The sequence below is a fragment of the Gillisia sp. Hel1_33_143 genome, assembly GCF_900104765.1.
GTDB lineage: Bacteria > Bacteroidota > Bacteroidia > Flavobacteriales > Flavobacteriaceae > Gillisia.
Genome location: NZ_LT629737.1, coordinates 1,760,850 through 1,773,219, shown reverse-complemented (window position 1 = coordinate 1,773,219; position 12,370 = coordinate 1,760,850). Strand labels below are relative to the sequence as shown.

Genomic DNA, 12,370 nt, shown 5'->3' with positions numbered 1-12,370 from the left:
TATGAAAGATTTTATAAGATTAATACGGATAGAATTCCAAAGGATTTTTTCAAACAATGTTTTACTTGCCATTTTTTTTGGCGCACCAATTCTTTACGGAGTTTTATTTGGGTATGTATATGGGCAGGCAAAAGTTATAGATTTGCCTATACTTATTATAGACCAAGATCACAGTCCAACTACAGATAAAATTATTGATGCTTTTAATGATAATGAAACGCTATTAGTAAAAGATCTAAGGTTTACTCCTGGTAATATTATGGCAGAAATGCCGGAAGAGCAATATGCCGCAGTAGTTACATTTCCTGCAAATTTTGAAGCCGCTATTCTTCAGAAAAGACATCCTGAAGTACGAGTAGATCTTAATATGGCAAATATCTTAAATGCTAATACTACTAGTAAAAATATACAATCTGTATTAATGACGATAAATGCAGGAATTGAAATAGAAGGTCTTAAAAAACAGGGGATGCACCCTAATGAAGCTATGAATGCCTACGAAAGCTTTAAGATCAATTTCAATAAATTATATAATTCTTCCGGGAATTACTTATACTTTATGCTACCAGGGCTTATTGCCGCTATAATGCAACAAATCATCTTTTTGGCGATGGCGTTGGTTTTTGCTAGAGATTTTGAAGATGGATATTTTGGCAAATTAGTAAAAGAAAGCAAGTGGTCTCTTTACCATATCACTTTAAAATCTACACCATTTTTACTAATGATTCCTCTAATGTGGATCATAGTTAGCCTCTTAATTCCATTTTTTAATATAGAGATTTCTATTTTCACGTTGCCAATGCTAGTCTTAGCTTCTCTTTTAACATTAGCATCTATGAATATTGGGATGCTTTTCTCTATTGCAATTCCCAGCCAATTGAAAGCTACAGAGCTTTTAATGGTTATTTCTACTCCAGCATTCGTACTAAGTGGTTTCACATGGCCCACACTAGCAATTCCTACAGCAATTACCAATGTAGCCCAGTTTATACCATTAACTCAATTTCTTAGCGGATTCAGAAAAATAGCATTTTATGAAGGCGGGTTAACTTCTATTCATTCAGAAATAACAATGCTACTAATAATTATAGTGGTAACCTTCTTTGCAATGCTTATATTACTTCAATTTAAGATATCATCATATCTTAAAAAAGACAAACAAACCATCTCACAATCACCCGAATAAACTATGTCCATAGAACATTTAATTAATACGAATTATTCAAAAGATGTTCTGGGTGAAGATTTTGAACAATGCACCTTAGATCTTAAAGATGATTATGAGGGGAAAGTTCTCGCAACCTTAGTGCGCAGAAAATCTAAAATTCCAACATTTAAAGCGGTCTTGTATATTCATGGTTTTAATGATTACTTTTTTCAAAAAGAGCTGGCGAAACGCTTCAATGCTAAGGGTTATAACTTCTATGCATTAGACCTTAGAAAATATGGACGTTCCCTGCTTAAACATCAAAAAATGAATAATGTGCGCAGTCTTCTGGAATATGATGAAGAGATTGAAAGATCTTTAGATATCATTAGATCTGAAGAAAATGCTCAGGTTATACTAATGGGGCATTCTACCGGCGGATTAATACTTACCAATTACGCAGGGCGTAATCTTCACAGTGAAAAATTTCAAGGAATTATTTGTAACAGTCCGTTCTATAGTTTTAATCTAAATAGTATAGAAAGAAAGTTGGGCATTCCTATGCTATCTTTTATAGGACAACATAAACCAGATCTACTAATTTCTAGCGGGTTTACCAAGCTTTATGGGTATAGCTTACATCAAGAAAAATTTGGAGAATGGGATTATTCCCTTACTTGGAAACCACACAAAATTCCAAAGGTAAATCTGGGCTTTATAAATGCTATTCACCAAGCTCAGAGACAGGTTCACCATCATACTACAATAGATGTTCCTATGCTTATTTTACATAGCAGTAGATCGATCTACACCAAGCAATGGATAGATGATGTAAAAAAAGGAGATGCCGTTCTTAATATTGACGATATCCATAAATATGGAAAAGCACTTCAGGGAGATATAAAATTATGTACTATTAAAGATGGAATGCATGATCTTATACTATCACCCTTACCTGTAAGAGAGGAAGCATATAAGCAGATCTTTCTTTGGATAGATCTACAATATGGCAAGTAGCTGCAAACTTCATTTAAGTGTTCAGCATCTAAATATTAAAAAAATATTCTTGATGAGGCAGCAGACTTAGAGCGCCAATTTGGGCGGATTGATACCGTTTATGCTACCAGTAATAATTGGTGTGTTGCTAATTAGATATGTAACCTTCTTATTTGCTAGAACAGCATTCTTCTTGAAAATAAATAACATAAAGTATCCAGAAACATCGATAGATATAAGATCGTTAAGATTAATTACCAGATCTGCGGTTTCTGTTAATGCTTCTTGCAAACAGATCTCAATTTCAGATACGTTACCTGAAGTTAATTTACCAGATAAATTAATCGTGCCATCTACTTCTTTTCTAGTCATAAGCAGGATTAAATAATAAATGTAATTACAAAAGAATCTGTAAGGCGGGTTGTAGGGACTCACCGAAAGAATGTGAACATTCCCCTACAGATTCTAAACAAAAGTATACATAGGAAAATATCTACTGGAATAAATTATTTAAGTGGTAGCTTTTAAAAGATAAGTGGTAAGGTTTTTAAAATAAGAGTGTAATTATAAAAGGTTGATCCTTTTAATGAGCTGTGTCTTATATCTTCTACTAATAGGAATTAGCTTGTTATTTATCAAAACACTGTTATCCTGTATATCTATGATCTCTTTATAATTAATGATAAAAGACCTATGAACTCGAATAAAAGAAGAGGCAGGCAATTTGGCTTCTATTTTCTTCAAGGAAGAATACGTAAGATGCATTTGATTAAAGGTCTTTATATTTATAAAATTTCCACTAGCTTCGATATATTCTATCTCTGAAACCTTAATTTTTATAAGACGCTTATCTGTGTTTATGAAGATCTCCTTTTCTGATTCAGATAGCCCCACCGTTGTGGATCTACTATTAAGAATATTCAAATTATTATTTTGTAAAACAGCTTTATCTATCGCTTTATTAAATCGATCTTTCTGAAAAGGTTTGAGTAAATAATCGGTAATATTGGAATATTCAAATGCGTTAAGCGCATAATCTTTAGCAGAGGAGATTAGAATTATTTGTGCATTAGATCTTATTGCGCGTAATAAATCGAATCCTGAGAAATTGGGCATCAGGATATCTAAAAAAATTAGATCTATAGTATTCTCGTCGTTATTGATGAACTTCAGCCCCTCAATGGGATTATCAAATACTTCAATAAGATCTAACGCCGTTGTTTGAGAAATCAATTTGGCTAAGATCTTTTTGGGTAACTCCTCATCATCAATAATTACACAATTCATTTACCTTAAGATTATTTAATTTAAGTAGGGAAAATGTGATATAAATTGGCTTTATATTACCATTCTAAGAAACAGAAAATCGTTCTAAGATTATTATAATTAATCTACAAAATTTTATCCGTTTTCCATAGGTTAGAGACAAACAACTTTAAGACTTTTTACTTCCCAGACCCGTTCTTGCCATGGCACCCCAAGTTTTCTTTCCATGAATTAGATCCCAATTACCTTTTACAGAAGCCCACATTACAAATGGATGATATATTAATGGCTCTAATAAAATTGTTCCCAGCAGCTTTATAATGTACTTAGGCCTTTTGTATTGCTGAAAAGAAAATTCTTCAAAGAATAGTGCAGTAATTGAGAACAAGATTGCAAAGGTATATACTACTCCAAAAAATATTAAATAGACCCAGTAATTGGGAGTTGTGAAAATTGTGATCAATATTAAATAAACAAGTCCTAAAAACTCAATTATAGGCGCTAACCATTCAAAAAAGAACCAATAAGGTGTACTAAGTAATCCCAGAACACCGTATTTAGGATTGAAAAGCATTTTCTTATGTAACATTAATGTTTCTGCAGTACCTCGGGTCCACCTGTTACGTTGCCTATGTAATACATCCCAATTTTGAGGCACTTCTGTCCAGCAAAGCGGATTCGGTACAAATCCAACCGTGTATTGAACTTTATCCTCTCTCATCTTCTTTCTCATTCTTACCAGCAACTCCATATCTTCTCCAACGGTTTCATGGTTGTAACCTCCAACCGCAATAACCGTTTCCTTATCGAACATCCCAAACGCTCCGGAAATAAGCAATAAACCATCTAATCTAGACCATGCCATTCTTCCCATTAAGAAAGCTCTAAAATATTCTATGATCTGAGCTCTGGCTAAGAAAGTATCTGGCAGCTTTACTTCTAAAATTCTGCCATCTTCAATAGTACAAGAATTTGCAACTCTAATAATACCACCGGAAGCAATAACTTTCTTAGAATTATTAAGAAATGGTTTTACTAATTTAAGCAATGCATCAGACTCTAAAATACAATCTACATCTATACAACAGATTATATCATTGTCACACACGTTAATACCCGTATTTAGCGCATCTGCCTTTCCACCATTAACCTTATCTATAATTGTAAGATTTTTGAAAGATTCATTTTTAGATTTATAGATACCTCTTACCTCTTTAGACGGTATAAAAGGATGATATAAGAATTCTTCCAGTTCTAATTTAAAAGTGTCTATTAATCTTTGTAGCGTTTCATCTTTACTCCCATCATTTATTATAACAATTTCATAAGAAGGATAGTTAAGAGTGAGTAATGAACGAACATTTTCTACCACATTCGCTTCTTCATTATATGCAGGAGCTAAAATAGAAATAGTAGGAAGACTAGAAGATTGAAGAAGTGCGAATTCTGCCTGAAAATTATTCTTCCTTTTATAATCTCTTATTTCCAAAAAAGAGAAGATAGCTGCAAAACAATATCCAGAACAAATTATAATTCCATATAATAAGAATAGCCAGCTTGCAATTTCTGTAATTTGATGTATGTTCAAACTATAATCATTTGAAGAATTTTGATAATCTGTTACAAGGTGAAATTAAACTGTGGAAAATGCAAATTCTTTTTTATTCCATCTTTTTTTGATCTTAAATAAGGTTTGCCTAGTTCCCCAATCTTCCACCGGAATCATTGATTCCAACTCCAGAACATCTTCTATAACTCCAATTTTCATCACAGTTTTCAGAATAAAACTTTTTAAGGCTGGCACTTCATTTTGAAATGTTTCTTTTAAATAAATAAGCAACTCCGGATAGCCTAAATTACCTAAGCTATGAATAGTTTCCTTTTTTATATCTAAATCTTTACTTTCTAAAAATGGTAGCAGGTTTGGAATATTCTCATATTGATTATATTCTCCAATCATTTTAATGGAGAAGATCTTTACACTCGACAGATCACTATTTAACCATGTGGAAAAATCTGGAATCTCTCCTGTATAGTTACTTTTCAAACATTCTTCAATATAAATTTGCTCCCAAAGCGTCAAAGGCTTTTTAATTTTTGATAAGAACAAAAGCGGACTCTTATCAGAAAGTTGGATAAAATAAAGAATTGCTTGTTGCCTAAGTTCGTCTTTTTCAGCATCCAAATATTGTTCAATATTCTTACTAAAATCATTAAGATTAAGCTCTGCAGCTACATAGATAGCTCTTGCTATCTTATACCACTTTCCACTATTAAGGTCTTTATCAACAATTTTACGAAGATCCCACAGGTAGAATAATTCTTTTATTTTCTGATTGGTTTCACCCTTAAAATTTTCTTCAAAAATAAGCAAAACCTTAACGGCGATCTTTTCAGAAAGTTTAGTCTGTATATGTTGCTGCTTAAATTGCTTTACTTCTTCTACGGAAGGTATATTGGTATCAAATAAATAAAGCATAATATAATTGGAAAATAACTCCTTTTGCTTCCCAATTTCTCTATTCTTAATAATTTTTGAAATACGCAGATAAATAATAGCGAAGACAAAGCCCAATGTTATACTCAGGAAAAAAGCTGCAAAAACTATATTTAATTGCAGGATCCAATTCCCATTATTGGTAATATGTCTAAAGAAATCATCCATAAACTCATATTAAATTTTCTTAAGTGATCTTTTTACACGTAGTGTTAGCTCATTGGGGTTAAAAGGCTTGGTAATAAAATCGTCTACTCCAAAGTTAAAGGCTTCCATAATAGTTTTTTCCTGCTTAGAAGTAGAAAGAACAATAATTGAAGTTTCGGGAGAACTCTCCTTTATGTGTTTTATAAGCTGGTTGCCAGTAACAAAAGGAAGCATAAGATCTGTTAAAACTAGATCAAAAGATTGTTCTCCTAAAATATTCATGGCTTCTCTTCCATCTATGGCTGTAACCACATGATAGCCATCTTTGCTGAGTTTAAACTCTAAAGATTTAACGATCATTGGATTATCTTCTATGATAAGAATACGTTGCATCTATATATTTTTAGTTGAAAAATCTGCATCTATTTGTTCTACAATTTCCTCAAATATTAATTTGAGTCTAGCAACTAGTTCTGGGATTGCTGTCTCAGCCTTGTAATAGGTAAGTTCATTGCAAATACTTGTTCCTTCTTCATTTTCTAACATTTCAAAAGAAGGTTTAATATTATGAGCTATGCCACCAACCTCTTTCTTATCTCCTTCTTTAGAGGCTGCATCTAGCTCCCTCATTTTCTCTTTTACTGAAGACTTAAAAACATCTAAGGTTTCCATTATAAAATCTGTATCTCCATCTGATATATCCATCAAATAGTTCAAAGAATAAAGTGGGATTTCCGCAGCCTTAATTACTACTGATGTAGCATCAAATAGCGCGAATAGTGATCTTTCTGTAAAGGGTTTGAGAATTAAATGCTGATAATATCTGTCTTGGGAAGAAGTAGCCGTGACAAAAACAGGCGTTTCTGAATTTAGCTCCAACATAAGATAGTCTATAGTTTGAGATGCACTCATAGGTTGAGCATCTTCTTCTATAACAATTACATCCGCATTATTCTCTTGCACCCATTGTACTGCATCAAAACTATTCTTACAAACCTGAACACATACGTTGTTATGATGTCTATTCATTACATCGATAAAATGCATACTTTCAACCTCAGACCTTTCAATAAGAAGCACTTGAAAAAAATCATTTTGGGGTAAATTATTCATACTGGGGTATTTGGGACAAAATTGTACTATCTAAACTAGTCTCCAAAAGTATCACTTTAAATAGAATCAGACTAGTGTTAGCAAAACTATAATATACATAGTATTTCGCAAGGGTGCAAATAAGAATTTTAGAAAATATTCTTTCCCTATTTAATAGAAAATATGAATTAATCTGTTTTAAGATGTTTAACCATCATTAGTCTCATATCTTCCATTACCACTGGCTTTGTAAGATAATCGTCCATTCCAGATTCCAAACAAAGTTCTTCTTCATTCTTAACGGTTCGAGCAGTAAGAGCAACAATTGGAGTGTAGGAATTTTCCTTCTCGACTTTTCTAATTTCTCTTGTAGCTTCAATTCCTCCCATAACCGGCATTTGAATATCCATAAAAATGAGGTCCAGATTAAATTGCTGAAAGATGGTAACGGCATCTTCTCCATTTTCTGCCTCCAGCAAATTTGCATTTGGTAAAACTTTTTTAATAATAGTCTTCGCAAGAAATTTGTTTACAGGATTGTCCTCCACTATAAGAATATTGTAAACTTTTGAACTATCCATGGAAAATTGTAAATCTCTAGGTGCAGCTTGTGGCTCTACTCCCGGTTCTTCAATTTCATCTATCATCTTATACAAGGTATGTATCTGTATAGGTTTTGGAATATTAAATCTAACATCCAATCTCTTACAACCTTTTAAAATTTCATCATCTTCTGTAGAACTGTGTAAAAGAATAACAGGAAGATCATTAGATGTTAATTTGAGATTATTCCTTATTTGATCTATAACACTAATACCATTCATATATGGCATATTAAAATCTACAATAGCTAGATCAAAATTCTGTTCTCCTCTTTTAAGTATGTTTAAGGCTTCTACTCCATTGGCACATTCTTGAGAATCTATATTATTAGCGGCCAACATATCTTTTAAGATAATTCTGTTATTAGTATTGTCATCTATTACCAGCACATTTTTTACATTTTTGCTAGGTCTAGAGATATAATTAACCTCCTTATCTGTGCTAAGTCTTACTTTAAAATAGAACTCACTCCCCTCATTGAGTACACTTCTTAGCTCTAATTTACTATCCATAAGATTTAAAAGCTTATTACTAATAGACAAGCCCAAGCCACTACCTCCATACTTTCTAGTTGTAGAGGCATCTTCCTGATCAAAAGCATGGAATATCTTTTTTAGATTTTGAGGGGCAATTCCAATTCCTGTATCTCTAATTGAAAAAGTTAAGATTCTATCATTTTCACTTCCTTCTACTGTTTCTGAAGAAATGCTTAATTCTATTTCACCTTTTTGAGTGAACTTAACTGAATTACCCAAAAGGTTGGTAAGAATTTGCCTCAACCTTACAGCATCTGCATAAACATACCTTCTTAAAGATGGGGAAATATTCATCAAGACTTCTAATCCTTTTTTGTGGGCTTGATGCTTAATAATATCTACGGTTTGATCGCAAAGCTCAATAAGATCTGTTCTTTCTACACTTAGTTCTAATTTACCTGCTTCAATTTTAGAAAAATCTAAAACATCGTTTATAATGTCCATTAAAGAATTTGCAGAATTATAGACGGTATGCATATATTTTTGCTGAGAGTTCTCTAGCTCTGTTCTCATAAGAAGATCTGTAAACCCTATAATTCCATTTAATGGAGTTCTAATTTCATGGCTCATATTCGCCAGAAATTCAGATTTAGATTTACTGGCTGCTTCTGCCTTGATCTTTGCATTTATTAAAGAGACCTCCATCTCTTTAAGCTGAGAAATGTCTGTTGCTACGCCAAGAAATCCGGTTATTTTACCTCTATGATTGGTAATAGAAGTCACTATAAGCTGCACCGTAAACCTACTCCCGTCTTTACGTATATAGGTCCATTCTCGAGCATCGTACTCACCTCTTTGTGCCGGATAAGAGAATATCTCAAATCCTGAAATGTTCTTATTATATTTATTGCTAAGTGTTAGGGCTCTACTTTCAATTTCCTCTTCATCATGAAAACCGGTGGCGTTAAAAGTATATTTTATCTCTTCTTCTTTATAACCTAAAAGGTTTTCTGCTCCTTTATTAAACTTTTCCACTTTACCCTTCAGATCTGTTTGAATAATGGCTATCTGAGAAGTTGCATCCATCAAACACTGAAGCTCATTTAAGCTTTTTTGCAATGCCCTTTCAGAAACGATACGTTTTGTAATATCGCTAATTTGTCCAATTAAATATAGTGGCTGCCCATTCTCCCCAAGTATAGTGGAAACATTTAGCAACCCAAATATGGTTCTGCCGCTTTTATGAATAAATCTTTTTTCTACACTATACGTTTCAATTTCTCTATTTAAAAGGGAACCAAGCAATGCTGTATCCTTTTTAAAATCATCTTCATGAGTAAGCTCTTTAAAAGATTTCTCTTTAAACTCCTCTTTGGAAAACCCAAACATACTTGCCAGATTTTGGTTGACCATCTGCCAATTACCAGCCAGACTTACCACTCCCATTCCATTTGGAGAATATTCAAATGCTGCTTTAAATCTTTTTGAGTTCTCACTCGCTTTAAACTCTAACTCTTTGGTATCGTTAATATCTTCTATTTGAGTAATAATAAGATCTCCAGCATCTTCTAAAGATCTAATTATAGATGAGTTTGTTCTACACCATATTAGAGAACCATCCTTTTTGTAGAATTTAGATTCTAATTGATAGCTATCTACTTCTCCAGATACCAACATTTTTCGCTGTTTGACAGCAGCTTGCAGAAAATCTTTATGAATAAGATCTTTAAAAGTTAAGGACATTGCTGTCTCCATATCTTCTTTCTCAAAACCAAAAATCTTTAAGGTAGCAGGATTTACCTCTAACAATTTTCCAGAACTATGCACCAATACATTACCTATTGCAGAGTTATTAAAAATCATTTCATATTGCTCTTTGGTTCTTTCAAATTCTAACTGAATTCTTTTTTCTCTATCAATATTTTGAAAGGCTCCATAGACCCTCACACATTTCCCATTTTTAAATTCAGGTTTTCCCAAAGATCTAACCCATATCTCCCTATTCTTAGCTGTAATAAGCTTTAACTTGGTATCAAAAGGGACTCCTTTGGTTATGGCATTTTCAAATAATTTCGTGATCTTATCTCTACTCCTACCCGGCTTATAAAAATTGAGCCCTGAACTAATATCTGGTTCATAATCTGCATCAACTTCATGTATCGCTTTTGTTACTCTGGTCCAAGACAATTTATTATTAACGAGATCTACCTCCCAACCACCAACTTCTGCTATCTTATTGGTTTCATGATAAATAGACAACTTGTTCTTAGCTTTATCTAGTGTATTCAGTAAGAAATCAATATTATTCTCATCGGTATCAATTCTTAAAAATTTGAAGATATATAACCATTCCCCATTAGTATCTACAACTTTTTGCACATAGGCCTGAAGCTCTACCTCACCTCTATAATCCTTCTGAAAATTAAAAGACAATTTTACATCAGAAATCTCTTCTGAAGAATCTTGCAAAATTTTCTGTATTTTTTCTAATTCTGATGAAAATAATAAAGAATCAAGATCTGTAATAAGTGCAGCTACAGAGGTAAATCCAGAATTCTTTAAAAAAGCATCATTAGCCCAAAAATTTCTTGGATAGCCTTGATTTACAACCCAAATTCCATATATAGTTTCTTTTGTAATCCATTCTAGAATAGAAATATCACGTGACAAAAGATCGTAGAAGTTCTCTTTTAGGCTATTATCTGGGGACATAAGTAAGTAGGTTAATGGGAGTAATTTAATGAAAGAGACTATAAATCTTTATGATAACTTAAAATACTTTTAATCCATTTTTGAACATCCAACTATAACTTCTAGAGAAATTAATCCTAACAATCTGTTTTACAATATCTTGTAACACCTAAATAAAGACAACGTGAGATTATGAAATAAATATTTTAACTCTAAGCTTCAGTTAATTACACATAAAATTTTTACAGGTTTAATAAAGACGCGATTACTAAATTTGCGGTATATCAACATAAAAACATCAATCAACTAATTTGATATCAGCTTAAAGTCAATTTTGAGCATAAAAAAATCCTAACTATCTATAATAGATAATTAGGATCTTATTGTGACCTCGGCTGGATTCAAACCAGCAACCTCTTGAGCCGTAATCAAGTGCGCTATTCAGTTGCGCCACGAGGCCTTTTTGCGAGTGCAAATATATGTTTTATTTTAAATTCAAGAAAGATTAATTTGATTTATTTTATAAAAAGAAAAAATGGATATAAATATATCCATTTTTTTTAAAGTTTTAAATACCCCCGTATTAATTATTAGTAAAGGTATTCAAAGGCAGTAATATCATTTGCACCAAATTCTCCATCTTCATTAGCGCTGAAACAAGCTAACATTACAGAAGTAGCATCATACCCGCTAGGTGTTCCTGGAATTAATACAGCTCCATCTGCTCCTGCAGATTCTCCAGATTGCCCACAACTCTGGCGGCTAAACCAATCTGTGTGACGCATTCCTAAGGTATGTCCAATTTCATGTGTCATCACATGCTCATTAGTATCTACACTATAGCTCTCCATACCACTATAGATCTGCACGTATTTATAAGGATTTCCTCCACTAGGGAATCCTGCTACTCCACCTGCTTGACCGTTATTTGTTTGGTAAACCACAATATCATAAGGAGAATAGTTAGTTCCAAAGGTTAAGGTAAAAGTAAGACCAATGTTTAATGCATTGTAATTGTTAATAGCATATTGTAATGCTGTGCGCTGCTTAGTAGTTAAGGCTTGAGAACCACCAGTATATCCAATTACTCTTATAGTTCTATTATTACTAACTAGGTTATTGGTTCTATACTGCTTATTAGTGATCTCTGCAGTACTCATATTATTTAATTGAGATGAATTTAAAGCAATATCTCCTTCCACAATATAGGTTTTCTCATAACTACCGTCTGGTAGCATGATCTTTCCAACAGTAGCATCTACAGGATTAAAGTGTAATGCCTTTATTTTATCAATGGTTTCCGGGGTTAATTCTGAAGTTGCACTTAAAGAATCATCTAAGGTAGTATCTGAAATATCATCTTTCTGACAAGAAGTGAAAAACAATCCAGATGCCAATAATAGTAATGGTAATTTTTTAATTTTCATAAGTAGGAATTTAAGTTAGGGTTAGATG

The 12,370-nt window shown here is 32.7% G+C and carries 10 protein-coding genes and 1 tRNA gene; 2 read left to right on the top strand and 9 right to left on the bottom strand.

Annotated features, from left to right (window positions below):
• The first annotated feature begins 1 nt into the window (after position 1).
• Positions 2-1,186 (top strand): ABC transporter permease, encoded by a 1,185-nt coding sequence (locus BLT84_RS08130; protein WP_091264269.1) that lies wholly within the window; start codon positions 2-4, stop codon positions 1,184-1,186.
• A 3-nt stretch (positions 1,187-1,189) separates the two neighbouring features.
• Positions 1,190-2,164, top strand: coding sequence for an alpha/beta hydrolase (locus BLT84_RS08125; RefSeq protein ID WP_091264265.1), 975 nt, complete (start codon positions 1,190-1,192; stop codon positions 2,162-2,164).
• Between the two features lie 66 nt (positions 2,165-2,230).
• Here BLT84_RS08125 and BLT84_RS08120 read toward each other — a convergent pair whose 3' ends face one another.
• The 9 genes from BLT84_RS08120 to BLT84_RS08080 form a co-directional block, all read right to left on the bottom strand.
• Complete coding sequence (locus BLT84_RS08120) at positions 2,231-2,515, bottom strand: STAS domain-containing protein (protein WP_091264261.1); 285 nt, start codon at positions 2,513-2,515, stop codon at positions 2,231-2,233.
• 192 nt (positions 2,516-2,707) lie between these two features.
• A complete protein-coding gene (locus tag BLT84_RS08115) occupies positions 2,708-3,430 on the bottom strand; it encodes a LytR/AlgR family response regulator transcription factor (RefSeq protein ID WP_091264257.1) in 723 nt (240 codons plus the stop codon).
• Positions 3,431-3,578: 148 nt separating this feature from the next.
• Positions 3,579-4,997 carry a glycosyltransferase family 2 protein gene (locus BLT84_RS08110; RefSeq protein WP_091264255.1) on the bottom strand — a complete coding sequence of 473 codons (1,419 nt, stop codon included), beginning with the start codon at positions 4,995-4,997 and terminating at the stop codon, positions 3,579-3,581.
• A gap of 45 nt (positions 4,998-5,042) precedes the next feature.
• Complete coding sequence (locus tag BLT84_RS08105) at positions 5,043-6,074, bottom strand: HEAT repeat domain-containing protein (RefSeq protein WP_091264251.1); 1,032 nt, start codon at positions 6,072-6,074, stop codon at positions 5,043-5,045.
• A 9-nt stretch (positions 6,075-6,083) separates the two neighbouring features.
• Positions 6,084-6,446 carry a response regulator transcription factor gene (locus tag BLT84_RS08100; RefSeq protein ID WP_034889936.1) on the bottom strand — a complete coding sequence of 121 codons (363 nt, stop codon included), beginning with the start codon at positions 6,444-6,446 and terminating at the stop codon, positions 6,084-6,086.
• Complete coding sequence (locus BLT84_RS08095; RefSeq protein ID WP_091264249.1) at positions 6,447-7,166, bottom strand: hypothetical protein; 720 nt, start codon at positions 7,164-7,166, stop codon at positions 6,447-6,449.
• A gap of 167 nt (positions 7,167-7,333) precedes the next feature.
• Entirely contained in the window at positions 7,334-10,936 is a 3,603-nt protein-coding gene (locus BLT84_RS08090; protein WP_091264246.1) for a PAS domain S-box protein, read from the bottom strand.
• A gap of 365 nt (positions 10,937-11,301) precedes the next feature.
• A tRNA-Arg gene (locus BLT84_RS08085) sits at positions 11,302-11,375 on the bottom strand.
• A 130-nt stretch (positions 11,376-11,505) separates the two neighbouring features.
• Positions 11,506-12,342, bottom strand: a complete 837-nt coding sequence (locus BLT84_RS08080; RefSeq protein ID WP_091264243.1) for a M57 family metalloprotease — start codon at positions 12,340-12,342, stop codon at positions 11,506-11,508.
• Between the last annotated feature and the right edge of the window lie 28 nt (positions 12,343-12,370).